Below are 25,712 nucleotides of genomic sequence, written 5' to 3' on the forward strand. Positions count from 1 at the left end.
GTTCGGCAATCAGCCCTTCGATTCCTGCACGATCCGGAGCGTGTCGCGGGCGATCATCAGCTCTTCGTTCGTCGGCACGACCAGAACCTCGACTTTGGAATTCGGCGTGGAGATGCGGCGCGGATCGCCGGAACGAACCTTGTTCAGCTCTTTGTCGATTTCGACCCCAAGATAAGTGAGGTTTTGGCACACCGCCTCGCGGACGATCGCCGAATTTTCGCCGACCCCGGCGGTAAAGACGATCACGTCGACGCCGTTCATCGCCGCCGCATAAGCGCCGATGTATTTGCGCAGGCGGTATTCATACATTTCAAACGCGAGCGTTTCATTGGGCTTGCCGGCTTCCCAACCGTCCGTAATGTCCCGCATGTCGCTGCTGCTGCCGGAAATGGCCAGAAGTCCGCTGTGCTTGTTCAGCATCGAGTTCACTTCGTTCATCGTAAGTTCCTCTTTGTTCATCACGTACGGAACGATCGCCGGATCAAGGTCACCGCTTCTCGTGCCCATGATCAAGCCTTCGAGCGGCGTCATCCCCATCGAGGTATCGACGGAGATCCCGTCTTTAACCGCGGTCAGGCTGGCGCCGTTGCCGATATGGCAAGTAATGATCTTCAGGTCTTCGATCGGGCGCTGCAAAAATTCGGCGGCCGTCTTGCTCACATATGCATGGGAGGTGCCGTGGAAGCCGTAACGGCGGACTTTATGCTTCTTGTAGAGCACCTTCGGAATCGCGTACAGATAAGCTTTCTCCGGCATCGTTTGGTGAAACGCCGTGTCGAATACAACCGTGTGCGGTACGTTCGGCAAGTTCGCTTCGGCTGCGCTAATCCCCATCATGCTAGGCGGATTATGTAATGGCGCCAGGTCGAACAGGCGGCGGATTTCCGATTTCACTTCCCCCGTGATCAGCGCCGAGCTCTTGAAAGCTTCCCCGCCGTGAACGACGCGGTGGCCCACCGCATCGATCTCATCGATGGAGTTCAGAACGCCGTGCGTTTTGTCCACAAGTTTCTCCAGCACTTTGCGCATTGCCGTGGTGTGCTCCAAAATATCGCTGACCTCGGTAACCTCTTCCTTCCCTGTAGGTTTATGGGTCAAAATGGAGGAGTCCATGCCGATCCGTTCAACAAGGCCTTTCGCCAACACGGATTCGTCCGTCATATCATACAACTGGTATTTCAGCGAGGAACTGCCCGCGTTAATAACTAAAATTTTCACAAACGGTCACCGTCCTTATCGTATTTGAAAAATCCTTCGCCCGTTTTCACGCCCAGGTTGCCGGCGCGAACCATTTTCTTCAGCACAAAGGATGGACGGTATTTCAGTTCGCCGAATTCGCGGAACATCCGTTCCAGCGCGGCCAGCACCGAATCCAGGCCGAAGCGGTCGGCCATTTCCAGCGGCCCGTATTGGAATTGGTACCCCATGTGCATGGCTTTGTCGATTTCTTCCGCGGAGGCGACGCCTTCGCCAAGCACGTGCAGCGCTTCGTTGATCATAACGCAAATAATCCGGGATGTAACGAAGCCCGGGGATTCATATACCATAATGCCGTGCTTCTCCACAACTTCCTCCACAAAGCGTTTCGTTTCTTCGAATGTGGAATCCGAAGTTTTCAAGCCGCGGATAATTTCAACCAGATCGATTTTGGCAACGGGATAAATAAAGTGCATGCCAATCACCCGTTCCGGATATTTCGTGGAACCGGCGATTTCCGTCAAGCTGAGGGTCGACGTATTGCTCGCCAAAATGATATGGCTTGGGCAAACCTGATCCAACTGCTTGAAAACTTCTTTTTTGGCGTTCACATCTTCCGAAATGGTCTCGATGACCATATCGCAGGTGCCGAGTTCGGCGAAATGAGTCACTTTGTGGATCCGGGATAAAATCAGCTTTTTCTCGGCCTGCGTAATCGCCCATTTTTCGAGTTGCTTATCGAGACTCGTCTCAATCATGCTGTAAGCATGGTTCAATTTTTCGGTCGTTTCCTCCACCAGCAGCACATCGAGCCCTTTGCCCGCAAGCATTTCGCTGATGCCTTGCCCCATCGTACCGCCGCCGATGACGCCTATTTTTTTGTAATTCATGGTCCTCTCGCTCCATCCTTTCATGATCTCTGCATAATATTGTTCCCCAGATGTCGAATAATACATCTTTTACACCCAACATATAATAATATCTTAGCATGACGAAAAAGTAAAAAAAATAACCGGCATCATGTTTTATGCCGGTAAATGCACGCTGTCACGAAATTGACAACGGAATTGCTCGCCCGAAAGGCGCTCTTCTATTAATAAAATTTCGAGAGATTTGTCGAATACTGCCGAATGCCGGAGCAGCATTTCTTTCGTTCTAGCGGCCAGCTCATCCAATATCCGCGCATTTTCATGCATCAAAACCTCCGTCGTTACCATTTCCATATTCACGATGCCAAGTGAAGTCAGCCCGGAGGTCATCATCGTATGAACGATTTTCAGCGCCTGCTCAAAGTCGTTGCTCGAGCCCGTGCTGCGCCCGCCGTAATAAATTTCTTCCGCGGCCGCACCGGCCAGCGCAACCATGATTTGCCCTTCGAGATAGTCTTTGGTGTACAGATACTTTTCGTCCTGCGGATTATGCCGCACATAGCCGAGCGCCCTTCCGCGCGGGCTAAGCGCCACTTGATTCACGCTGCCCGGAGCTACGACCTCGGCGGCGATCGCGTGGCCAAGCTCATGAATCGCCACCCGGCGCTTCTCTTCCTCGTTCGCCTGGCGGTCCGTCTTCTCGCCCATCATCACCTTATCGATCGCCATCGACAGATGGGGCTGCATGATCTCGGCCGCCTCTTCGCGCATCGCGTAGATGGCCGCCTCGTTCATGACGCTTTCGAGCTGCGCCCCCGAGAACCCGAACGATTCCTCGGCCACCTTCTCCAGGCTGACGCTTTCGTGCAGCGGCTTGTTCTTCCCATGCAGCTCCAAAATGTGGAGCCGGCCCTTTTTGTCGGGAAGATCGACCTGAATATGACGGTCGAAACGCCCCGGCCGGAGCAATGCGCCGTCCAGCATTTCCTTGCGGTTGGTCGCGGCGATCAGGAGAATGCGCGGCGTGTCCGACGAATAAATTCCGTCCATTTCGGTCAGCAGCTGGTTCAGCGTCTGATCGTATTCGCGCTGCTGCCCGCCTTCCCGTTTGCCGCCGATCACCTCGATCTCATCGATGAAAATGACCGCGTTCTCCTTGTTTTCTTTGGCCGCGCGCGCCTTCGCTTCCTTAAACAACTCGCGGATGCGGCTCGCGCCTACGCCGACGTACATCTCCACAAATTCCGAGCCCGAAGCCGCCACGAACACCGCGTTGGTGTGCTGGGCGGCGGCTTTCGCCAGCAGCGTTTTACCGGTTCCGGGAGGTCCGGTCAGCAAAATCCCCTTGATCGGCCGGATCCCGAATTTGCTGATTTCCTCGTGGCGCACCATAAAATCGAGCGCTTCGCGCAATTCCTGCTTGGCGCTCTCCTGGCCGCCGATTTCCTCAAACGTCAGCTTGTCCGGGCCGCTCTGCCGGCGCTTCCGCTCCTGAGCCGCCCCGATCGCTATTCCGCCCCCGCGCATGTTGATCGCCGCAAACAGCACGCCGAACAAAACAAACAAAATCACGAGCGGTACGACGTTATAGCCAACGATCGCCAGGAACAATAGCAGCACCGGAATAAACCCTATGGCCGCCTCCACCATCCATTTACGCATTCGGCCATGCCCCCAATCGCTGTGGAGTCCGCGGCAAAATGATAAACTTGCTGGCTTGTCCGTCCGTCAGCGTAATGTAAACATTGTCCTCATCCATCTCCGCCTTGGCCGTCACTTTGGAATTCGCCTGCTCCATTTGCTCCAGCGCGGACGTAATTTCCGTATATTTCTTCGTCTCCATCGCCTGCGCCACGCTGAACAGCGCTTTCTGCCACAGCTCGTCCAGAACCGGCGAAGAATGGTCTTTCACGTCCAGCTTCAACGTCCGTCCGCCGATTTGCCGTTTTCCGTCCTGTTCGATTTTCCGCACCAGATCGCCGAGATCCGTCCCGGGTGCGAGGTCCAGCTTCACGGCAAGTTCGTTCGGCTTAATGTCCAACTGTACATCGTTTACGCCGTCATAAGTTTTTACGATATTTTCCAGCGGACGCTCAATCGCCCACTGCCGATATATGAACCATCCGCCAAACAGCAATACGGCGGAAATGACAACACTCGACACAACTGGTCCAATACGCAGTTTCACGTGATGTCCCCCTTATCTATATTTCTGAAGTGGTTGCTTTTTCAAGAACCGTCGCTTAGTCGGATATATTATTTTGATATATCATTTCGTATATCAAATCCACAAATAAGAGTATATCACATGATCTATCAAATATCGAAAAAAAGTATGGCTATATTTTAAATTTTAAATGGGTAGACTGCTACATATTCTCAAGCAGAAGCGGCAACTCGCCCAGATGGTCGGCGAGCCAAATCATTTCTTGCAATATTGCATGGCCACGAACTTCTCCCCACACTCGGACTCCAGCATGATTTGGTCTTGGTATGTAAAAAGCTTAGGACAGGCGATACCTTGGCGGAATAATCTGATTTGTTCGGAAAGCGCCGTAGAAAGCTGACTTGGATTGTACAGCCGGTACCTCTCCTTATTGTATTGTTTTAGCACGTATTCTCCGAATCCGTTTCAACTTTCCACTTTAAATTAAGCCAGCCGCGTTTGATTGGGGTTGCTATATTGCAAAAAAACGGCCTCCACGTCCAAATTGCTGAACATAGAAACCGTATGCTTCAAATCTCCTATTCGGTTCACTTCATGGCGGATCAGCGGTTCGGAAGCGTAAATACATCGTTCAACGCCTCACCGGTGCCAAAATCGTAAAAACGGTAGTAGTGGTGATCCTTTTGTTTATAAAACAGCTGCCACACCAGCCGTTCATTGTAGATGCCGGGCACCAGCCTGACGATAGTGATCCCGGGCAGGCTTTCGTTAATGATCGTCCGCACCCGGGTCTCCGACACACCTTCCGAGAGCAGCCGCACCACGGGTTCATGACCTTCCCGGAGCCATACCATCATCTCCCGGCCTGACCCGTCTTTGCCATGGACCACCCAGCACACATCGTCCCACACCGATTTCCACACTTTATCGCCCTGGACCAGGTCCGTCTCCTGTTTCGCCTGCTCAATCACTGCATTTTCGCTTGCCCAGGTATCCTGAAGAACGTAGATATAAAAACGGTGAAGGGCAAAAAGCACGATCACTAAAATCAGCAGCGAAAGCAGGAGCCACTTGGTTCTCTTTCTCAACCTTCTCTTCCTTTCCCCTGTAGCCAGTCGTCTAAACCTACATTCGCGCACATTCGCACAGTCGCAGAAAAATAACGTTAATTCCGGTCGTTATTCGGCCGTTTTTCCTCCGCATCGTTAAAATAACGGCTATTTTAGTTCTTATTTTCCCCGAGGACGGGCGATATCGTCAATATCACGGCCAATGCCGGGAAATAGCGACAAAAAAGTCCCTTATTGCGGCGGAAACCTCTTCAAATCCGAAAATAACGCCCTTTTTTACCGCTAAATCGCCGTAATTACAGGCACAGCCACAGGTGCAGCCACGAACATGACACGTTCACGTTTACGTCCACGGCCACGGCCGCAGCTGCAACCGCACGCGCCATTCAAAAAGCAGCAAGCAATCAGTGCCAAGCCTCCAGGCCCCTACCGGGCCAGCAGCCCTTCGAAGGCCGCTTGCGCCTCGCGCCGGATACGCTCCTCGTCGAGGGTGAGGCAAGCCCCGTGTTTGACCACCTGCTCGCCGTTAACCCACACATGCTCTACATCTTTGGAGCCGGCCGAATAGACGACATGGGAAACGTAATCCGTCTTCGGCACGAAATGGGCCTGTTCCGTATTCAGCGCGATAAAATCCGCCTTCATGCCGGCCGCGAGTTTCCCCGTATTCGCCAAGTACACCGACTTCGCCCCGTATTCCGTGCCCATTTTGAGGGCCTCCAGCGCCGGAACGGCGGTAGGATCGCCGGAAACGCCTTTGTGGATCAATGCGGCGAGGCGGACCTCCTCGAGCATATCGAGGTTGTTGTTGCTGGCGGCGCCGTCCGTTCCAAGCGAAACGACCACGCCTTTGCCAAGCAGTGCCGGCACCCGCGCCACGCCGCTGGCCAGCTTCAGGTTGCTGCCGGGATTGTGCGACACCGCCACGTTATGGGCCGCCAAAATATCGATCTCCTCATCGGTCAAATGCACGGCGTGAGCAAGCAGCGACGGACGGGAGAACATCCCGAGGTTCAGCAAATGCTGAACGGGTCTGACTCCGTAATCGTTCACGTTTTGCTCCACTTCCGCCCGCGTCTCCGACATATGCGTATGCATCGGCAGATCCAGATCATGAGCCGCTTGTACGAATTTCTCGAAAAATTCCGGCGGACAGGTGTACGGCCCGTGCGGCGAAATCATCGCCGTGATTCGGCCGTCCGCCCGGCCGTGCCAATTTTTCGCAAACGCGATCGCTTCGTTCAGCTTCTGCTGCTGCACGTCCGGCGGGCACAACCCGATGACGCCGCGCATCAGCACGGCGCGGATGCCCGACTCCTGAACCACTTTGGCCACTTCATCCATATGGTCGTACATGTCCAGGAACGTGGTCGTTCCGCCTTTCAGCATCTCCAGCACGGACAACGCCGTCCCGGCGTACACATCGCCGGCGGTGAACTTGGCTTCCATCGGCCACATTTTTTCCTGAAGCCAGGTCTGCAGCACCATGTCGTCGCCGTATCCGCGCAGCAGCGACATCGCCGCGTGGCCGTGCGTGTTGATCAGCCCCGGCATGAACAGCAGCCCTTTTCCGTCGAAGGTTTCCGCGTCTTCCGCCCCTTCAGGAAGCTGCTCGCCGATATAGGAAATCGTGTCGCCCTCAACGAGCATATAGCCCTGTACAATGGAACGATCTTGTTCGAACACGACAAAGGTTCCGTTCTTGATTAACCATTTACGACTCATGGGCAGGTTGTTCCTTTCCGCTTCCGTCATTCAAGTAATAAGCCAGACTGAGCAAATCGGTCGTGAAATCGGCGGCATGGATGCGGACTTCCGGAGGCACCTTCAAAATCGTCGGAGCGAAGTTCAGAATGGCCCCGATTCCCGCCGCCACCAATTGATCCGCCACGCGCTGCGCTTCGTAATCCGGGACGGTAATGATCCCGATCCGGACATTTTTCTCCCGCACCGTTTCCGTCAGCTCTTCGATCGGCTGGATCGTGATGTTGTTGATTTGCGTGCCGATCTTGGCCGGAGAGGCGTCGAACACCGCCACGATTTTCATGTTGTCTTTCAAATAAGCGTTGTAATTCGAAAGCGCCTGCCCCAAATTACCGGCGCCGACCAGCGCAACGTTGATCTGCTGGTCCAAGTTGAGGATTTGCTGGATTTTCTCGATCAAATACGCGACATCGTAGCCGATGCCCTTTCGCCCGAAATCGCCGAAGTAGGCCAGATCCTTGCGGATCTGGGCCGGGTTGAGGTCCAGCTTCTGGCCGAGCTCCTGCGAGGACACCGTAGGCACTTCGCGCCGGCTCAGCTCGTTGAGGAACCGCAAATACACCGGCAGCCGGCGGACGACGGCATCGGAAATTTTTTCGGATTTCATACGTTTATCCCCCTATTCTGACGCGGACTTAGAGACGTTTTCGTCTCCCGGATTTAACCATTCCGATATGCGCGGAACCATCTGAGTGAGCGGCATATGCTCCATCTTCGGCCCGGGCAGTGAATATAAAAAGTATTTCCCGTAGTAAGACTCCAAGATGCGGGTATCGTAAACAACCACGATCCCCCGGTCCTGCGAGGAGCGGACGAGCCTGCCGAATCCCTGCTTGAAGCGGATGACCGCCTGGGGCACGGACAGTTTCATGAAAGGATTTTTCTTCTCCTTCTGCAGCCGTTCGCTTTTCGCTTCCACCAGCGGATGGTTGGGAGGCTGGAAGGGCAGGCGGACGATCGCCAGGCTCGTCAACGCTTCGCCCGGAATGTCCACGCCTTCCCAGAAGCTGCTCGTCCCCAGCAGCACTGACGCCGCCTGGCCCTGAAAGCGCCGGGTCAGCTTGCTGCGGCTGCCGCTGTCCATCCCCTGGCCGATGACCGTGATTCCTTGCGCCGACAATAGCTCCTTCAACGGCTCGTAAACCTGCCGCAGCATCCGGTACGATGTGAACAGCACCAGCATACGGCCTTGCGTCGCAACCGCGGTATCGGCGAGCGAACGCACCAGCGTGCTGACGAAATGGTCGTCGCCCACGCTCCCCTTCACGCTCGGAAAATCGCGCGGGATGACGAGCAGAGCCTGGCTGCGGTAATCAAACGGCGACGGCAGCATCGCCGTGTTCAGCCGTCCTTCCCCGGCCGCTTCCGTCAGTCCCAGCTGTTCGATCATATACTGGAACGACTTGTCGACCGACAGCGTCGCCGAGGTCATCACCACGCTTTTTTTTCTGTCGAAAAAGTATTCCTTCAATTGCGCGCTAACGTCGATCGGAACGGCATACATCTGCAGGGAGCGGCTGCGGAAATTCCCGTTCGCTTCCATCCAGTACACCGTCTCCTCGCTCTCCAGCTTCATGAAGAAACGCAGGGCCTCCCGCTCGTTGGCCAAATCCTTGAATAACCCGTTGATGTCGGTCAGGAGGCTTTCGGAACCGTAATCCTCCTGCTCTTCCCGGATTTGCGCCAGCATCCGGTCGCCTTTGCGGAGCACGTCCCCTAGCGCAACGTAAATCTGGTTCTCCAGCGCCGACAGCTTATCCCATTCCTGCGGTTTCTTTAGCGGAAGCAGGCGGTAAACGAATTGGCCCGGATCGCCGGGCGCGGCGTCGCTCCGTTCCGGCATCAGGGCAAACAGCAGCTCGCTGAGCTTGTCCCAGCTTTCCTTCACATCGATCAGCGTCGGGTACATTTCGTCGATGACCCGGCACCATTCGCCCGTTTTTTCGCCCCCCGCCGCCTGCAAAGCGATGCGGAGATTCGGCAGCTGGCCGGTCTTGCTGTCTTTAAACAGCCGGGTGAGCGTATGAATGACGGTAAAATACTTCATATGAATGCCCAGGTGTTTCCCCGCCACATCCTCCAAATGATGGGCCTCGTCGATGACCAGGCGCTCGTATCCCGGCAGCAGCTGATGCCCGGCCTGGATATCGGTAAACAGCTTGGAGTGGTTCGTAATGACCACATCGGCGACCCCGGCTTCATGTTTGGCCCGATGATAGAAGCATTTGCGGAACCATGGGCAGGACCGCCCGAGACAGGAGTCCGACTCGCTGGCCACCGTTTCCCAGAAATCGCCGCCGCGATTGCCCAAATTGAGCTCTTCATCGTCGCCGTTGACCGTTTGCGTCAGCCACACGACCATTTGCGCCGCCGTCATCACCTCTTCTTTCGGCGTGGCAAAGTCTTTTCTATTTATTTTATGTTCAAATTTGCGCAAGCACAAATAATGCTGCCTGCCTTTAAATACGGCAGCCAGGAAAGGAAACGGCACCACCTCGGCGAGCAGCGGAACGTCTCTTTCCCGAAGCTGCTCCTGCAGGTTAATGGTATGCGTGCTGACCATTACTTTTTCTTCCCGTTTGACGCTATGGTAGATCGCGGGCAGCAAGTAACCAAGCGATTTTCCCGTCCCGGTCCCCGCTTCGATCAGCAGATGCTTGTCATCGTTAAAAGCCCGGCTCACTTCCTCCAGCATCTTGTTCTGAGCATCGCGCTCCTCGTATTGGGGCAGCCTTTCGCGCAGCCGCTCCCTCACCTGCTCCATGAACTGCTCAAAGGACACACCCTCCAGCGGATTGTCCGCCATAGCGCCCCGCGGAGATTCGATATCCATCCAATCCTCGGCCTGCAGCGCGAACTGGCGGTAAAAGATGTAACGGTCATCGCTTTGCTCCGTTTCGCGTTCCTTCTCCTGGACTATGGCATCGAAAAACCAGCCGAGGTCGCTGTCCTCGCCCGCAAACAAATCCGCCAGGCGCTGCAGCGTCAACAGCGGCAGCCGCTCGCATTCCTCCAGGCATTTCAGAAAAATCAGCGCCGTCGCCAAGGCGTCGCTGTCCGCCTGGTGCGGACGCTCGTGCTGCACTTCGAATTCGGCGGCCACAAGCCCCAGCTGATAGGAGGTCAACGAAGGAAAGAGGATTTTCAGGAAGTCCATCGTATCCAGAATCCGCCCCGTAAACGGCAGATAACCCGTTTTGTCCAAAGCGCTTTGCAGATAGTTGAAGTCGAAAGCGACATTGTGCCCGACCAGCACTACATCGTTCAGCAGCGGAACCATCTCCATCATCACTTCGTCCAGGTCCGGCGCATCCTTGACATCGTCTTCGGTGATGCCGGTCAACCCCGTGATGAACGGCGGAATCGGTATTCCCGGTTTGACGAAGGAGTTGTATACCTGCGAAATCGACTTATCCGGTTCTATAATGGCAAGTCCCACTTGAATAATTTCATCGGAGGACTGGTTGCCCGTCGTTTCAAAATCGAGCACGGCATATTTCATTGCTTTTTAAGTCCCTTTCGTTCCAGTCTCTAATACAGCATAACAGAAGAAGCGCGATTTGAAAATTCATGCCGGGCGTTATGTGTAATTAAAATCACAAAATAAAAGAGCGATGCGCCCGCGCTCATGGGCGGACTTACGCATCGCTCAACCGGTTCTGCCAAAAAAAGTTCGATCATGCCAACGATAAAGACGGTTTACAGCAAAGAGGCCAATTCATTGCCATAATACAATTTGCCCGTGCTGCTCAAACATGCCTCGAGATTCGCCAAAGGCTCGGCGAGGGACGGATCGCTGTGATGAGCCAGGGTAAAGTATTCCTTGGCTTTGGCCAAAATGCCTTTTTGCGCCTCGATGCAGCCGAGCGCATTATAAATGATGGAGCGAAGCCTTTTGTTTCCGGCTTTCTCCAGAACGAGCCAAAACTGCCGCGCGGCTTCCTCGCTTCGCTCCAGATGCAGATGGCACATGGCCAGGTAGGTACGGCCAAGCGCGCTGCCGGGATACTGCTTCAGCACCTGCTCAAACTGCTCCAGCGCCTGGGGAAACATCATCAATTTATAATAGCCTTGTCCTTTGATAAACGGACCCGTTTCGATCTCGGGGAGCGACAGAACCTCCTCGGCTTCAAGGCTGCCCCATTTTTGGCGCAGCGCGGCCATCTTCTCTTCGAAACAAAGCCACTCTTCAATGATCCCGTCGCTCATGTGCTTGAGCAGTCGCCAAGCTTGCGCGAGCTCCTGCTTTTGGGCGCCCACGGCCAGCGGATATTTACGCGAAATATCATCCAACATCTCATTCATTTCCGCAAAAACATGCTGAAACATCATTCGCATCCCACCCTTAACGAAAATGAAATCAGTCCGAGCCTTAAGATCATTTTTTGTTTCGGGCGGGTTTTTCATTCCCGCAAGCGTCAATTGCATATATTTGCTTCCGATTGGCGGCGAAATTCAGGCGCGCGGGGCGGGTTTATTTAACGAATGGCCGCGTGCAGCTCCTGATGGGCTTTTTCCACGGGCCGGTTGCTTTCGTCCACGAACACGACGGTCGGCTTGTGGCTGCGCACTTCCTCGGGAGACATCGCCGCGTAGGAAATGATAATGACGTTGTCGCCGGGCTGCACGAGCCGCGCGGCCGCGCCGTTGAGGCAGATGACGCCGCTGCCGTGCGGTCCCGGGATCACGTACGTTTCCAGGCGCGCGCCGTTGTTGTTGTTGACGATCTGCACTTTTTCGTTCTCCAGAATATCGGCGGCCTCCATCAGCTCTTCATCGATCGTAATGCTGCCGACATAGTTCAAATTCGCTTCGGTCACGGTCGCGCGGTGGATTTTTGATTTCATCATCGTTCTGAACAATTAGGCCATCCCCTTTTTGGTCAAAATCACGTTGTCGATCAGTCGCGTCGTGCCGAACTTCACGGCCACCGCGATAAGCGCGTCGGCGCCGCGGCCGGCATCGTCAAGGCGTTCAGCGTCGGCGAGCGGAGACAGTCCCGGAAAATCGGCGATCTCCACGTAATCGATATCGGCCAGCGGTTCATCGCCAATACTCCGGGTCAGATCCGCGCGGATTTCGCCGGCTGTGACCGCCCCGCCTGCTTTCGCTTTCTCCTGCGCCTGAAGAAGGCTTCTGGACAGCACGAGCGCCGCCTTGCGCTCCTCGGGGCTCAAATATACGTTGCGCGAACTGAGCGCGAGGCCGTCCGCCTCCCGTACGATCGGGCACGGAACGATCTCCACGTCAAAATTCAAATCCTCCGCCATCTGGGCGATCACGGCCACCTGCTGAGCGTCCTTTTGCCCGAAATAGGCGCGGGCCGGCTGCACGATGTGAAACAGCTTGCTCACGACGGTCGTCACGCCGTCGAAATGCCCCGGCCGCGAAGCGCCGCAAAGGCGCTCCGTCAGCTCCGCGACTTTGACCTTGGTCCGGGTCGGGCGGGGATACATTTCCTCTACGCTCGGCATAAATACAGCATCGACGCCTTCCCGTTCGGCGAGCGCCAAATCCTTTTCCGCGTCGCGCGGATACCGTTCAAAATCTTCGTTTGGTCCGAACTGGATCGGATTGACGAACACGCTCAGCACGACGAGGTCATTCTCGCCGCGCGCTTTGCGCAGCAAGCTGGCATGGCCTTCATGCAAGTAGCCCATCGTCGGGACGAGTCCAACCCGCAGGTCCTCCCCTTTCCCCGCCGCGGCAAAACGCTCCGCCTGCAAATGCTCCCGAAGCGCCCGGATTTCCGTAAAGGTCTTCATGCTTTTGTTTCCACCTTTCCTTTGCCGTACAATGTCTCGAGCACGCCGTCTTCCGCGGCGAACACATGCTCCTGGGCCGGGAAAGCGCGGGTTTTGACCTCGCGTACATATTCCGAGATGCCGCTGCGGATTTGCGCTCCGATGTCGGCATACGTTTTGACGAAACGTTTGTCCCGGTAATCCGGGGTATATTTAAGAACATCGTGAAACACGAGCACCTGGCCGTCGCAGCCGCGGCCCGCGCCGATGCCGATCGTGGGAATGGAGAGCTCCTTGGAAATCGCCTCCGCCACCTCCTCGGTGACCAGCTCCAGCACGATCCCAAACGCCCCCGCGCGCTCCAGCGCCTTGGCGTCCTCCAGCAGGCGCCGGGCGTCCTGCGCATCCTTGCCCTGGATGCGGTAGCCGCCGATTTGGTTGACCGACTGCGGCGTGAGCCCGATATGGCCCAGCACCGGCACCCCGGCCTGCACGATGGCCTGGACGGCCAGGGCGATTTCCGCCCCTCCTTCCATCTTGACCGCGTGCGCATGCCCTTCCTGCATCAGGCGGCGGACGTTCTTCAGCGTCTCTTCAACGCTGCCGTGATACGTCATAAACGGCATATCCGTCACGATAAACGTATGCTGCGCCCCCCGGGCCACCGCGCGGCTGTGATGAACCATATCGTCCAGCGTCACCGGAATCGTCGTATCGTAGCCCAGCACCACATTGCCGAGCGAATCGCCGACGAGCAGCATATCCGCGCCAGCCTCTTCCGCCAATTGCGCCGACGGATAATCGTAGGCGGTAATCATCGCAATCGGCGTACCGTCCTGCTTCATTTTTTTCAATTTCACGATGTTTAATGCTTGTTTTCCAGCCAATTTTCCCATCTCCTTCGGTTTGGCCTGCCGCGCCGCGTCCATTCGCGTACCCGCATACCTTTGTACAACGAAAAAACGCGCACGACAAAAAAACCTTTTAGTTTGGCACTAAAAAGGTCCGAATGCATAGAAGGAGTCACTTGCTTCGTTCCTTCTGTCTCGGTCCTCTTCGGCTCAGAGCAGAATCCAACGCAGGCTTCATCACATTAACCTACAGCCGCTGAAGAGTGCAGTTCGAACGGGTGCCGATACCGCCTCCTGAGCACAGTATAACAAATTGCGTCACATTTTTCATCCGCCAATTTGCACTTCGCCGGAAAAAATAGTGCGCAATTTTCCGTCATCTTCGGCCAGCACCAGCGCCCCGGAAGGATCGAGAGCCGTTGCCAGCCCGCTGACGTCTCCGGCGGGCGTGTTGACCGTGACCCGCTGGCCCAGGGTAACCGATAAAGCTTCCCACAGATGGCCGATCGGCGCAAAGCCCTCTTGAATGTATAGCTCATACAGCTGTTCCAGCTCCGCCAGCACTATCCCGATCAGCTCCGCCCGGTCGATGCGGCGGCCGCTTTCGATGTACAGGGACGTCGCAACGTCCTGAAGCTCTTCAGGGATATCTTCGGCCTCCAGATTGACATCGATCCCAATACCGGCGATGGCGTAGCGGATCAGCTCGTCCTCGCCGACCGATTCGACGAGGATGCCGCAAAGCTTGCGGCCGTGCACGAGCAGATCGTTGGGCCATTTGATCCCCGCATCGACGCCGGCCGCCCGGCGCACGGCGCGGCACACGGCCACCGCAATCAGCAGCGTGAGCTGCGGCGCAAAGGACAGCGGCTGCCGGTCCGGGCGAAGCAGCAGGCTCATCCACACGCCTTTGCCCGGCGGCGAAAACCACGCCCGGCCCTGACGGCCGCGGCCGCCCGTCTGCTCCTCGGCGACGACCAGGGCGCCGGACGGAGCCCCGGCCTCGGCCAGCTCCCGAACCTCCGCCTGCGTGGAGACCGTCCGTTCGAGCAGCCGGATTTGCCGCCCGAACAGAGCGCGGCCCTCAAGCGCCCGCGCCAAGGCGGAATGGGCAATTTTGTCGGGCTTGCGGATAAGCCGGTAACCGCGCCGCGGGGCGGATTCAAACTCATACCCCTCATCGCGCAGCTTGGCGATCTGCTTCCATACCGCCGTCCGGCTGATCGCAAGGCGGCGGCTGATCTCCTCTCCGGATATATATTGCCCCGGATGCTCCAGGAGCATGTCGATCAATCGGTTTGCTTCCATGCTTCGCTTAACCCCGCTTTCACGTACTCCAGCAACGCTTGTTTGTCGTTATGTACCTCCCCGGCGGCGACCGATAAAAGAAGCTGCTTCATCAGTTCGCCGAGCCAAGGGCCGCCTTTTTGACCGGTCAGCTCAAGCACGTCTTTGCCGCTGACGGCCAGCTCGGACAAGGCGTGCGCCCGCACTTCCCCATGCCAGCGCCGGGCGAGGTCAAGCCGCTCCCGTTCAGCTATCCGCTGCGCTTCGGAGAGAGACGCAGCCGCCAATACGGCAGCCTGCCGGCCCAGCCAACACGCAGCCGCCGTTTGACCGAGCGTCACCTGCAGGACGACCCAGCGGCGGCGAAGCGACGCCGCTTCGCGCTCCTCGGCCCCGGCCCGCCGCCAAGCCTCGTCGAAGCGGACGATCGCCGCCGTCTCCTCGGCGGCCTTGTTCGGAAACGTCCACCCTTTCATCAAAGGGATGACGTCCTCACCGGCGGTGCCAAGCGCCTGCAGCAGCAGCGACCAGCGCAGCGCCTGCGGCTCCGGCGGCAGCTCCGGCAGCGCGGCCAGCAGCTCCCGCCGCGGCTCGGCCGCAAGCAGCTGCCGCGTCAGCCGCGCCCGGCTCCGGCCCGCCGGGTCCGGCTCGGCATTGGCCGCCCCGCCGGCCTCCGGCAGCGCCGCCTTCACATGCCGCAGCAGCCCGCTGCGCTCAAGCAAGGCCAAGCCGCGCAGCGGACGGTCCCCGAGCACGACCTTCTCCAGCTCGGTCCGCACGCGCTCCATCGCGATGTAGGACAGCTTGTCCTTGCCGCGCAGCAGCGCTCTCCACAGGCTTTTGGCCGGGCGGAAGCCAAACACCGAAGCGAAGCGTACCGCCCGCAGCATGCGCAGGGCGTCCTCCTCGAACCGCTCCTCGGCCGCGCCGACGCAGCGGATCAAGCCGCGTTTGATGTCGCATTGGCCTCCGTACGGATCGATGAGCGCCCCATCGATATCCCGGGCGATGGCGTTCATCGTAAAATCGCGGCGCAGCAAATCCTCGTTAACGGCGTCAACGAACTCCACCGATGCCGGCCGGCGATGGTCCTCGTATTGCGACTCCTTGCGGAACGTCGTCACCTCGAACGCATAGTCATCCATCAGCACCGTGACCGTGCCGTGCTCGATCCCCGTCGGAACCGTGCGCTCAAAAACCGCGACCACGTCCTCCGGTTTGGCCGAGGTGGCGATATCCATATCGTGAACCGGCCGGCCCATCAGCTCATCGCGTACGCAGCCGCCGACAAAAAAAGCCTGGAACCCGCGTTCCAGCAATATATGCAGCACCTTTTCCCCCTGATTTACCATCAGGGGGTCTACCTGTGTCCAGCGATTCATTGGCTTGCCTCCAAACGTTCCTTCGCTCCTGGCCGGCATAGGCGGGTATGGCGCGCGGCCGCGCCCCTTTAGCTGCACGCCGGCTTCAACTGCGGAGCCTCAAGGTTTAACACACGGTAATAAATCTCTTCGTAATTGGCCATCGTTTGCTGGCTGCTGAATTCTTTTCTCGCCCGGGTCAGGCAGGCTTCCCGCATCTTTGCCCCGAGCTCCGGACTTTTCAGCAGCGTCAGGCAGTATTCGGCCATCCGTTTCGTATCGCCGATCGGGGCGAGGAAGCCGGTTTCGCCGTGCTTCACGAGCTCCGGGATGCCCCCGGCAATCGTTCCGACCGTCGGCACGCCGCAGGCCATCGCCTCCAAAGCGACCAGGCCGAAGCTTTCCTTCTCCGAAGGCAGCAGCAAAATATCGGCCATCGAAATGACGTGTGCGATATCGTCCTGCTTGCCGAGAAAATGCACCCGGTCGCTTAGCCCCAACTCTTTGATTTTCAGCTGGATTTTCGGAAGATCCGGTCCCTCGCCGACAAGCAGCAGCTTGGACGGCACTTCTTCGTTGACGCGATGGAAGATGTCCACGACGTCCGCCACCCGCTTGACCGGGCGGAAATTGGAAATATGCATCAGCACTTGTTCGCCGGGTTCGGCGAAGTCCGCGCGGCAGCCGGCCGCATCCCGGGGGTAATACACCCGCTCGTCGACGAAATTATACGTCAAATCGATATCCCGGGTGATGTCCAGCACCTCCCGCGTCTCCCGCGTCAGATCCAGCGAAACCGACGTGACCGCGTCGCTTTCGTTAATCGCCAGCCGAATCAGGTCCTTCAGCGATTCGTCCTGGGCCAATACGGTAATGTCCGTCCCGTGCAGCGTGGTGACGACCTTCAGCGAGTCGCCGACCATCTGTTTGGCCAAAAAAGCGCAAACGGCATGGGGAACGGCGTAATGGACATGCAGCACATCCAGCCCCTGCGTTTTGGCGACCTGCGCCATTTTCGTCGCAAGCGACAAATCGTAAGGAGGGTAGCGGAACACGTAATAATCGCTGACTTCCACTTCATGATAAAAAATGTTTTTATGGTAACCACCCAGACGGAAAGGAACGCTATGCGAAATAAAGTGCACCTCATGCCCTTTTTCCGCCAGCAGTTTCCCCAGCTCGGTGGCGACAACCCCCGAACCGCCCAAAGAAGGGTAACAGGTGATGCCTATTTTCAAAAATGGATCCATATGGCGGGGGCCTCCTTCATGTTCTAGTTCCCTGATTATGATTATGTGCGTCGGGACCCGAATAGATTAACTTGATAAGCCGATTTTACCGCAAAACCTTCGGCGTACGGAATGAGCTTCCGCTGCCCGAGCAGCGCGTCCCGGGCCTTGACGCGTTCGACATACCCCTGGTTCAAAGGCGTCTCGGCGACATCCTCGCCGGGAGCGCCTTGCCCGAATTGGGAACGATAGCAGCCGAGCGCCCGCTCTTTCGCCTCATAAAAATCGCTGACGTCCACTACCAGGTCCGGCGTCTTCCAATCGTTGATGAAATAAAAGTACAGCTCCGGCTCCTGAACCGCCGGCTTGTCCGGCATATAACGGCGCAGCTTGGCGTTAAACACCGCCTCCTCCACCAGCTTGCTGCAGGCGATATGATCGGGGTGCCGGTCTTCCCAATAAGGGGCGAACACAATACGCGGCGCATGCTCGCGAATCGTTTCGGCCACGGCGGCGATTTGTTCGGGCGTACCGGACAGCCCGCGGTCCGGCAATCCCAAATTCAGGCGCACGGCCAAACCAAGCTCCTGCGCGGCCCGCTCCGCTTCCTGCTTGCGCAGCTCGGGATTGCCGTTGGAGGACAGCTCGGCTTCCGTCAAATCGCAAATGCCGACCCGGTATCCGGCGTGAACGTGTTTGGCGATCGTGCCGGCCATTCCGATCTCGGCATCGTCGGCATGCGCGCCGAAAATCAAAATATCCAGCGGCCCGTTCATTGTCCCAGCCCCGGTTTATACTGTTCCACCAGCTCGCGCCAGGCGAAATCGCCGCGGTCCAGCGCCCGCACCAAAATTTCCGCCGTGGCCATGTTCGTGGCGACCGGAATGCCGTGCACGTCGCACAGGCGCAGCAGCGCCGTGATGTCCGGCTCGTGCGGCTGAGCCATCAGCGGATCGCGGAGGAAAATGACCAGATCCATTTCATTTTGGGCGATCAATGATCCGATTTGCTGATCGCCGCCCAGCGGGCCGGACAGGAAACGGTGGATTTTCAAGCTCGTATTCTCCATAATTTGTTTGCCCGTCGTTCCGGTGGAGTACAGCTTTTTATCCTTAAACACATGTTCATAAGCGATGGCGAAATTAACGATATCTTCTTTTTTACGATCATGAGCAATAAATGCAATGTTTATCATACGGTCATAATCTCCTTATCATTCAACAAAATAGTCGAATCCGTAAACCATGCCTTCGTATTCCAGCACCTTCTTGATCGCCAGGTTAACCCCCGGCATATATCCGGCCCGTTCATAAGAGTCGTGGCGGATTTTCAGCGTTTGGCCAAAGCCGCCGAAAATAACCTCCTGCTGGGCGAACACGCCCGGCAGCCGCACGCTGTGAATCCGGAAGCCGTTGTAATACCCGCCGCGCGCCCCTTCGATCGTTTCTTCCTCGTGCGGATTGCCCTGCCGCAGCTCCTGCCGGTTTTGCGCAATCAGTTCGGCCGTTTTCACCGCGGTCCCCGAAGGGGCGTCCAGCTTCTGATCCCCATGGTATTCAATAATCTCCAAATGCGGGAAATACTTCGCCGCCTGCGCCGCGAATTTCATCATCAGGATGGCCCCGATCGAAAAATTCGGAGCGATCAATCCGCCGATCCCCCGGGCTTGGCACAGCTTGTCCAACTCTTCGATTTGCTCCGGGGTGAACCCGGTCGTGCCGACAACCGGAGAAACGCCGAGCCGGATCGCCAGTTCGGTGTTGGAGAAAGCGGACGCCGGCGTCGTGAAATCAACCAGCACCCGCGGGCGATGCTCCGCCAAAGCCTGTTCCAGGTTGTCTGACAGCGCCACTCCGCATTCCGGCAGGCCGGCCACAACTCCGGCGTCCAGCCCGGCTTTCGATACACTAACGGCCGCCACCAGCTGGAGATCGGGGTCCTCAAGCACCATTTTAACGACTTCCTTCCCCATTCTGCCAGCCGCGCCGGCCACGGCAACTTTAATCGGATCCGACATGTACATCTCCTCGCATTCTTTACTATGATGATTGTTTGATTTTGGATTTGAAACGCTGCTCCAACTCTTGCAGCTCGTTCGCTATACCGGCGTCCACAGGCAGCGCGGCCGCTTCTCTCACGGCGTGCAAAGCTTGCTCATACCGCCCCAGCTCCCCGTAGGCGATCGCCAGCCATACCTGAGCATCCACGGATAACGGATCAAGCTCCACGGCCCGCTTGAGCATGCGCGTGGCCGGTTCGGCCGCGTTCCTGCCGCTCTCTTCGCGGCCCTCCAGCCGTTTCTTGGCCATATGCGTCAATTCCATCGACTGCAGCCGGTCATAATGCAGCCTGTATTCCTCCTGGTCCGGGGCCAAAGCCGCAGCCAGCCTGGCATGCATCAGCGCTTTGTCCAAGCGGTTGCTGCGGGCGCACGTAATCGAGTAACGGTAATGGATATCCGCATGATCCGGCTCGGCGGCCAGCGCCTGCTCAAACCAATGCTGCGCTTGCTCAAAGTCGTTTTCGTAGATGCTCCGGTAAGCTTTATACAAAAATTCCTCCGCCTTCATACGCCGTCCCCCCTATTCTATAGTAAGTGTTCAAAAAGCCATGACTTTTTGAACATCCTCTTGTAGGGATGATCATACTGACAGCATATGAAAGTTATGGTTGTTCGGTGTCCTTTTTCGTCCACCTGCCGGCGTCGCGGGTCGCGAATTTGTGCATCACTCTGTCATGCGCCTCCGTCAGGTCGATGCCCAGGGAATTGGCGAAACAGATCGTAATAAATAAAATATCGCCGAGTTCCAGCTCGATGGAGTTTTCGGCTTCATCCGGCTTTTTCGGCTTCTCCCCATACGTATGGTTTACCTCTCGGGCCAGCTCGCCTACTTCTTCGCTCATGCGGGCCAGCATGGACAACGGGCTGAAGTAGCCTTCCTTAAACTGCGATATGTACCGGTCTACTTCGCGCTGCATCTCCGCCAGAGTTTTTTCTTTCAACGTCATAAAGCGCCTATCCCTCCGACAATAATCCCGTTTTTCCCTATGTTATCGTAAAGGCGGGGCGAAAACAAATCCTTTTTTAATCGGGGCGGAAAAAGGTATACTAATATAGGTTAAAAAATGCAAAGGTTCATCCTTTGGAACAGGTGAGGGATCGGATGGTTTCCAACAAGCTGGCCGTTTTTTTCAAAACGCTTTTGCCGATATTGCTCGGAACCGCGGTATACGCGTTTGGACTTCTTTATTTTATACTGCCGAATCAATTGATGGAAGGCGGCGTTACCGGGATTACGCTGCTGCTCAATTATGCGTTTGGCATTTCGCCGTCGCTCTCCAACCTGCTGCTGAACATTCCGCTTTTTCTTCTTGGGTGGAAAGTTTTGGGTGGTCGCTCCATCGTCTGGACCGGCATCGGCATCGGCTCGCTTTCTTTTTTCTTGTGGCTGTTCGAACGGCTGATCGATCACGGCTGGATTTTGCCGTTTGAAACAAAAACCGACTATATTCTCGTTTCCTTGTACGCGGGAGTGACGCTGGGCGCCGGCCTCGGCATCGTCTTCCGCTTCGGCGGCACAACCGGAGGCTCGGACATCGTCGCCCGGATTTTGGGGCGGAAATTCGGGTTCAGCATGGGCCAGGTCATCCTGACGCTGGACGTGATCATCATCGGGTTGTCGCTGTTCTACATTAGGAAGGAGAATATTTTGTATACACTGGTCGCCGTGTTCATCGCCTCCAAAGTGATCGATTTCATTCAGGAAGGCGCATATTCTGCCAAGGCGTTTACGATCATCAGCGATCACGCCCCGGAAATCGCCGACATCATCACGAAGGAGATGGAGCGCGGCGTCACGCTGATACCGGCGATCGGCGCCTACTCCAAACAGGCGAAGCATATGGCCTACTGCGTCGTGTCGCGGCAGGAAATCCGGCGGCTTCAGCGCATCGCCAAGTCGGTCGATCCGCGGGCGTTCGTCATTATCAGCGATGTGCATGACGTGCACGGGGAAGGGTTTAAGGAAGATTAAGGCGAAAAATACCACGGCAACCGTCTACAAGACCAAAAAATAGCCGGTGGCAGGGGGGTGGAATGCTCCCTTGCCACCGGCTATTTCGCGGTGTTAAAAGCGGTACCGGTACGAATCCTCGTCGGTTCTGCCTACCACTGTGACCGTCTGAGCGGCCTGGAATTTACGTAAGCCCGTGTATCCTAAAGCGAGCACGATCCATAATCCGATCAAACCGCTCCAATACCACGGATTTTCGTAACCGGTGATCGGCAGGAACACAGGCTCTTCGCCTTTGCGGCCGAACAGCGCCTTCAACGCGCTTTCCCCCTGGCGAATCGCCTCCTTAAGCGCCGCTTCGTCCACCGGTTGGTCGTTGCTAAGCCGTTCGGCGTAAGACAGCCACGAATCAAACCGGTTGACCGTGGATGGATCGCGACGAATGACGGCGGCCGGGCGGATCGTCTCGTAATGCTGCTGCAAATTCACAAACGCCGCGTGCAGCTTCTCCGATTGCCCCCCTACACGGGCGTTGTTCATCCGCTGCATGTCATCGGCCATTACTTTGTAATATTGCAGCCATAACCCCTTGTCCTTATGAAGCAGGCTGTTTACGGCCAGCCGCAGCACGGCCGAAGAGCGCGACCACTCATCGGGGACGATCTCGGACCGGGCAAGCGTTTCTCTCGCGTCCATAATGCTTTCCGCAAGCGCATGAATGCCTTCCACCGAGGTCAAGCCTTTAAAAGAAACGCCTTCAAGCGCGGCGATCAACCGTTTCATCTCGGCATGGGCCTCCTCGACGCGCCCTTGCTGCATATGGCCGTACAGCGCTTCCGCCGCCGTTTCCAGCTGCTTCAGTTTATCCCCGCGCTCTTCGTCGGACAATTGCGAGACCGGAGCCGGGGCCGTGCCGCCGTCTAACCCCTTCTCTGCCGGGGAGGCCGCGGCCGCCGGACCGCCTGCCAGCAGCAGCAGCGGCAACAGCACAAGCAGCCACCCGAGCTTTCCTTTCGTTTTCACGGACATCCCTCCCTACCATCATCGTATGGCAGGCTGTCCATGGGTAGAACCTTCAACGTTTAAGTACATGCTCAAAGATTCGATGACAAGTCCGCTTCGTGACCTGTTTCGCGATTAAAAGTTGATCACTTTGTTCTATATTAGTCTTATTTCCAAAATCGTCTACTAGGCTCTCTTTGCGCCTTTCAGCGCCAACCACCCCGCGACAACGCTGGCGGCGGTCAAAGCGACGGTAAACACCGTAACCGCAGGTACATCGTCCCACAACGTTTCCGGCAGCCACGGGTACACTTCATATGTATAATCGACCGTATCGTTCAGCAGCGTCCAAGCCCCGGCGCCGAGCAGCATGATCGGCCCAAACCGGTACAGACGCACGTACAGCAGCGCTTCAACGGCCATCGCCAAATGCGATGCGACCAGCATCCAATCCTGCCAGACCAGCGGGCCGCCCTGGTAAGCGCCGGCAAAGATCATCGACACCGCCCATACGCCGTATTTCACGCTTGTCACGACAGCCAGTCCTTCAAGCAGCGATCGAACCCCCGTAAACCTCCCCAGGGCCCGCGGAAACAGAAGAAACAACAGCGTTAACGTGAAAAAGAGACTGGCCGTAGGGCTGTCGGGCACAAATATAATCTGCCAATGCGGATGGTTCTCCCAGGTATACCGCAGCTGCCCATCGTACCAAATATACCCGTAAACCGTGCCCAGCAAGTTGCATACGAATAAGGCCCATAAAATCGGACGGGACGCCAAAAAGGCCCGGCTCCAGAAATACGATAATTTCAACGGACTGCTCCTTCCTCAAAAAAACCTGATCGAATCAACGATCAGGTTTTCGCATACTTCCTATTTTACTGTTCCGTTTTTTGTTTCGCAAGCCATTCGGCCAAATGGTCGAGTTCCTCGTCCGTTACCCCGGCGCCGATCGCCGTGTCGTACATGGCCGGCATTTTGCCGTTGTAGCCTTCTTTGATGATCGACATGATTTCTTCCTTGCTGTGTTTGTCGCCTACACCGCGCAAGGCAGGACCGGCAGCCCCTTTCAGGTCAGCCGCGTGGCAGGAAACGCAAGTCGCTTTCTTGTAGGTTTCCATCGCCGGATCATCCTTATCCACGATCGCCACTTCCTGCTGTTTGGGCGCATTGGAAGTCGGCAAGCCTTGCTCCCGCTTCTCCCGCGCCTCTTCTTCCCGCTGAATATGCTCCGGAACTTGCCCCGTAGCTTTCAGTTCCTCCTGGTAATGCGTCCAGGCGAAGTTCGTCAAATAAACGATCGACGCCAGCGAAAGGAACATCAGCGAGGAAGCGATCGGACGTTTGTAGAAGCGGCGTTCTTTACCGCGGTCCAAAAACGGCGCCAGCAGCAGGCTGCCGAAAGCAACCCCGGGAATCCCAAGCGTGCCGAGCACGACGTAATCGCCCGATGCGTACGGATATTTCAGAAATTGGTACAGGAACAAGAAATACCAGTCCGGCATCGGAATGACCGAAGCGGTCGGATTGGCCGGATAACCCAGCGGAGCCGGTTCGGCGATCGTCAGCACCAAAAAGCCGACCAGCACCACGACGCCTACCATCCATTCCTTCAGCAAGAAGTTAGGGATAAACGCTTCGGATTTACCCGGGTATGCCGTGTAATCCGGAGGCGTGATAAATCCGTTGCCTTTACGCACACGCGAATCTCCGACGTATACGATCTTTTCCTTCGAATTGTTGTGGGCCATAACCTCTATGCCCTCCCTTCTCCATTTTTAGTTAGAGGTAACTTATAGCGGGCCGGAAATCCCTTGACGGCGGATCATAATGAAATGCCCCACCAGAAGGATCAACAGCACGGCCGGAAGGAAGAACACGTGAATCGCGAAGAAACGGGTCAGCGTTTCCGCGCCGACAATCGTACCGCCCTGCAGCAGTTCTTTAATGACCGGACCGAGCACCGGAACGGAGTTGGCGATTTCCAAAGTAACCTTTGTCGCAAAGTATGCTTTGTTATCCCACGGCAGCAAATATCCCGTCAAGCCTAGCCCGATCATGACGAAGAAAATCAGCATGCCCACAACCCAGTTCATTTCGCGCGGCGCCTTGTAGGAACCGGTAAAGAACACGCGAAGGGTATGTAAGAACATCATAACGATAACCAAGCTCGCTCCCCAGTGGTGCATGCCGCGGACGATCTGGCCAAAGGCCACCTGCGTCTGCAAATATTCGACACTGGCGTAAGCGTTGATGATATCGGGAACGTAATACATCGTCAGAAACATCCCCGATAAAATCTGGATGACCGTAATAAAAAACGTCAAGCCGCCGAAGCAATAAACAAAAGCGGAAAAATGATGCGCCGGGTTAACGTGCTCCGGAACCTCGTGATCGGCGACATCCCGCCAAATCGGCGTGATATCCAGACGTTCGTCAATCCAGTTGTATACGTTTTTAAACATCCGTATCTACGCCTCCTTATTTCACGATCGTATTCGGGATCGTCTGACCCAAATACACCCAATTGTCTTTCACCATGACCTTGTACTCGTCAAGCGGCTTCGGCGCAACCGCCAGCTGCTTGCCTTCGATCGTGTAATGCGCTCCATGGCATGGGCAATGATATTCGTTCGGAAAATTTTTGTCATTGTTCCAGCCAACCGTGCAACCCAAATGTTTACAGATCGGTGAAAGCGCATAAATTTTTCCACTCTCGTCTTTACGGATCCACGCCGTAAGCGATGCCGTACTTTGATACCATCCATCCTGCTGCTGCAATTCAAAGGAGAATTCCTGCGGCTCATTTGTAATTTTGCTGACTTCAACCACTTTTACAAAAGTGCCTTCGCCTTTTTTGTGCAGAATTGGATCTACGGCAAACCGAACCATGGGCAGCGTCACACCACCCACCATAAATGCAGTGGCGCCCCCAAGGGTGTATGTAAGAAATTGCCGACGGGACATTTCTTTGCGAATGGGCGGTTTGTGCGATGATTCATGCTGGTCGTGCTGATTGTTCATATGTCTTCAACCCCCTTTGCAACCAATTCTTCCTGACTTTCAATGACAATAATCACAACATCGTCTAAGACATATTAATAATATATTAGCGTTTTAAGAGCGTCAAGAATTTGACACATCTTTTTCCGGCGGCA

The 25,712-nt window shown here is 56.2% G+C and carries 26 protein-coding genes; 1 reads left to right on the forward strand and 25 read right to left on the reverse strand.

The annotated features are described in order from the left end of the window. Nucleotides 1–9: 9 nt before the first annotated feature. The 20 genes from NYE69_RS22385 to NYE69_RS22480 form a co-directional block, all read right to left on the reverse strand. Complete coding sequence (locus NYE69_RS22385) at nucleotides 10–1,218, reverse strand: acetate/propionate family kinase (RefSeq protein ID WP_036622030.1); 1,209 nt, start codon at nucleotides 1,216–1,218, stop codon at nucleotides 10–12. Next, on the reverse strand, nucleotides 1,215–2,087 hold the full coding sequence (locus NYE69_RS22390) for a 3-hydroxyacyl-CoA dehydrogenase family protein (RefSeq protein ID WP_340928009.1): 873 nt from the start codon (nucleotides 2,085–2,087) through the stop codon (nucleotides 1,215–1,217). Before NYE69_RS22390 ends, NYE69_RS22385 begins: the two co-directional genes overlap by 4 nt. A 135-nt stretch (nucleotides 2,088–2,222) precedes the next feature. Beyond that, the gene (locus NYE69_RS22395; RefSeq protein WP_340928010.1) at nucleotides 2,223–3,728 is read right to left on the reverse strand and encodes an AAA family ATPase; all 1,506 of its coding nucleotides are present in this window, start codon (nucleotides 3,726–3,728) and stop codon (nucleotides 2,223–2,225) included. Next, the gene (locus NYE69_RS22400) at nucleotides 3,721–4,254 is read right to left on the reverse strand and encodes a hypothetical protein (RefSeq protein WP_328271276.1); all 534 of its coding nucleotides are present in this window, start codon (nucleotides 4,252–4,254) and stop codon (nucleotides 3,721–3,723) included. The genes NYE69_RS22395 and NYE69_RS22400 overlap by 8 nt, the downstream gene beginning before the upstream one ends. Before the next feature lie 581 nt (nucleotides 4,255–4,835). Then, entirely contained in the window at nucleotides 4,836–5,321 is a 486-nt protein-coding gene (locus tag NYE69_RS22405; protein WP_328271275.1) for a cell wall elongation regulator TseB-like domain-containing protein, read from the reverse strand. A gap of 408 nt (nucleotides 5,322–5,729) precedes the next feature. Continuing rightward, nucleotides 5,730–7,028, reverse strand: coding sequence for an amidohydrolase (locus NYE69_RS22410; protein WP_328271274.1), 1,299 nt, complete (start codon nucleotides 7,026–7,028; stop codon nucleotides 5,730–5,732). After that, complete coding sequence (locus NYE69_RS22415; protein WP_328271273.1) at nucleotides 7,018–7,674, reverse strand: redox-sensing transcriptional repressor Rex; 657 nt, start codon at nucleotides 7,672–7,674, stop codon at nucleotides 7,018–7,020. The genes NYE69_RS22410 and NYE69_RS22415 overlap by 11 nt, the downstream gene beginning before the upstream one ends. A gap of 12 nt (nucleotides 7,675–7,686) precedes the next feature. Continuing rightward, entirely contained in the window at nucleotides 7,687–10,569 is a 2,883-nt protein-coding gene (gene dinG, locus NYE69_RS22420) for an ATP-dependent DNA helicase DinG (protein ID WP_328271272.1), read from the reverse strand. Nucleotides 10,570–10,766: 197 nt separating this feature from the next. Next, nucleotides 10,767–11,396: a hypothetical protein gene (locus tag NYE69_RS22425; RefSeq protein ID WP_328271296.1), complete on the reverse strand. Its 630-nt coding sequence runs from the start codon at nucleotides 11,394–11,396 to the stop codon at nucleotides 10,767–10,769. A 149-nt stretch (nucleotides 11,397–11,545) separates the two neighbouring features. After that, nucleotides 11,546–11,929 carry an aspartate 1-decarboxylase gene (panD, locus tag NYE69_RS22430; RefSeq protein WP_340928011.1) on the reverse strand — a complete coding sequence of 128 codons (384 nt, stop codon included), beginning with the start codon at nucleotides 11,927–11,929 and terminating at the stop codon, nucleotides 11,546–11,548. Then, nucleotides 11,930–12,832 (reverse strand): pantoate--beta-alanine ligase, encoded by a 903-nt coding sequence (panC, locus tag NYE69_RS22435; protein WP_340928012.1) that lies wholly within the window; start codon nucleotides 12,830–12,832, stop codon nucleotides 11,930–11,932. Continuing rightward, nucleotides 12,829–13,698: a 3-methyl-2-oxobutanoate hydroxymethyltransferase gene (gene panB, locus NYE69_RS22440; RefSeq protein ID WP_340928013.1), complete on the reverse strand. Its 870-nt coding sequence runs from the start codon at nucleotides 13,696–13,698 to the stop codon at nucleotides 12,829–12,831. The genes panC and panB overlap by 4 nt, the downstream gene beginning before the upstream one ends. A gap of 291 nt (nucleotides 13,699–13,989) precedes the next feature. After that, on the reverse strand, nucleotides 13,990–14,970 hold the full coding sequence (locus tag NYE69_RS22445; protein WP_340928014.1) for a biotin--[acetyl-CoA-carboxylase] ligase: 981 nt from the start codon (nucleotides 14,968–14,970) through the stop codon (nucleotides 13,990–13,992). After that, the gene (locus NYE69_RS22450; RefSeq protein ID WP_340928015.1) at nucleotides 14,952–16,331 is read right to left on the reverse strand and encodes a CCA tRNA nucleotidyltransferase; all 1,380 of its coding nucleotides are present in this window, start codon (nucleotides 16,329–16,331) and stop codon (nucleotides 14,952–14,954) included. Before NYE69_RS22450 ends, NYE69_RS22445 begins: the two co-directional genes overlap by 19 nt. A 68-nt stretch (nucleotides 16,332–16,399) precedes the next feature. Then, nucleotides 16,400–17,560 (reverse strand): N-acetyl-alpha-D-glucosaminyl L-malate synthase BshA, encoded by a 1,161-nt coding sequence (gene bshA / locus NYE69_RS22455; protein WP_328273370.1) that lies wholly within the window; start codon nucleotides 17,558–17,560, stop codon nucleotides 16,400–16,402. Nucleotides 17,561–17,601: 41 nt separating this feature from the next. Continuing rightward, the gene (gene bshB1 / locus NYE69_RS22460; protein WP_328273369.1) at nucleotides 17,602–18,315 is read right to left on the reverse strand and encodes a bacillithiol biosynthesis deacetylase BshB1; all 714 of its coding nucleotides are present in this window, start codon (nucleotides 18,313–18,315) and stop codon (nucleotides 17,602–17,604) included. Next, nucleotides 18,312–18,734, reverse strand: a complete 423-nt coding sequence (gene mgsA, locus NYE69_RS22465) for a methylglyoxal synthase (RefSeq protein WP_036621989.1) — start codon at nucleotides 18,732–18,734, stop codon at nucleotides 18,312–18,314. The genes bshB1 and mgsA overlap by 4 nt, the downstream gene beginning before the upstream one ends. A gap of 18 nt (nucleotides 18,735–18,752) precedes the next feature. Further along, nucleotides 18,753–19,556: a 4-hydroxy-tetrahydrodipicolinate reductase gene (gene dapB / locus NYE69_RS22470; protein ID WP_036621986.1), complete on the reverse strand. Its 804-nt coding sequence runs from the start codon at nucleotides 19,554–19,556 to the stop codon at nucleotides 18,753–18,755. Nucleotides 19,557–19,578: 22 nt separating this feature from the next. Then, nucleotides 19,579–20,109, reverse strand: coding sequence for a tetratricopeptide repeat protein (locus NYE69_RS22475; protein WP_340928016.1), 531 nt, complete (start codon nucleotides 20,107–20,109; stop codon nucleotides 19,579–19,581). A gap of 94 nt (nucleotides 20,110–20,203) precedes the next feature. Continuing rightward, nucleotides 20,204–20,548: a nucleotide pyrophosphohydrolase gene (locus NYE69_RS22480; RefSeq protein WP_328273367.1), complete on the reverse strand. Its 345-nt coding sequence runs from the start codon at nucleotides 20,546–20,548 to the stop codon at nucleotides 20,204–20,206. A gap of 155 nt (nucleotides 20,549–20,703) precedes the next feature. Between NYE69_RS22480 and NYE69_RS22485 the strand changes: the two genes are divergently transcribed. Then, on the forward strand, nucleotides 20,704–21,573 hold the full coding sequence (locus tag NYE69_RS22485; protein ID WP_328273366.1) for a YitT family protein: 870 nt from the start codon (nucleotides 20,704–20,706) through the stop codon (nucleotides 21,571–21,573). 93 nt (nucleotides 21,574–21,666) lie between these two features. Here the strand turns inward: NYE69_RS22485 and NYE69_RS22490 are convergent, their stop codons facing one another. The 5 genes from NYE69_RS22490 to NYE69_RS22510 form a co-directional block, all read right to left on the reverse strand. Then, on the reverse strand, nucleotides 21,667–22,575 hold the full coding sequence (locus NYE69_RS22490; protein WP_340928018.1) for a sporulation protein YpjB: 909 nt from the start codon (nucleotides 22,573–22,575) through the stop codon (nucleotides 21,667–21,669). A 165-nt stretch (nucleotides 22,576–22,740) separates the two neighbouring features. Continuing rightward, nucleotides 22,741–23,367, reverse strand: coding sequence for a DUF1405 domain-containing protein (locus NYE69_RS22495; protein ID WP_340928020.1), 627 nt, complete (start codon nucleotides 23,365–23,367; stop codon nucleotides 22,741–22,743). 65 nt (nucleotides 23,368–23,432) lie between these two features. Continuing rightward, the gene (locus tag NYE69_RS22500; RefSeq protein WP_340928022.1) at nucleotides 23,433–24,305 is read right to left on the reverse strand and encodes a menaquinol-cytochrome c reductase cytochrome b/c subunit; all 873 of its coding nucleotides are present in this window, start codon (nucleotides 24,303–24,305) and stop codon (nucleotides 23,433–23,435) included. A 42-nt stretch (nucleotides 24,306–24,347) separates the two neighbouring features. Further along, nucleotides 24,348–25,019 (reverse strand): menaquinol-cytochrome c reductase cytochrome b subunit, encoded by a 672-nt coding sequence (qcrB, locus tag NYE69_RS22505; protein ID WP_016311825.1) that lies wholly within the window; start codon nucleotides 25,017–25,019, stop codon nucleotides 24,348–24,350. Between the two features lie 16 nt (nucleotides 25,020–25,035). Continuing rightward, a complete protein-coding gene (locus NYE69_RS22510; RefSeq protein WP_340928025.1) occupies nucleotides 25,036–25,578 on the reverse strand; it encodes a ubiquinol-cytochrome c reductase iron-sulfur subunit in 543 nt (180 codons plus the stop codon). Between the last annotated feature and the right edge of the window lie 134 nt (nucleotides 25,579–25,712).

The organism is Paenibacillus sp. FSL R5-0527, from assembly GCF_038008055.1.
GTDB lineage: Bacteria > Bacillota > Bacilli > Paenibacillales > Paenibacillaceae > Fontibacillus > Fontibacillus macerans.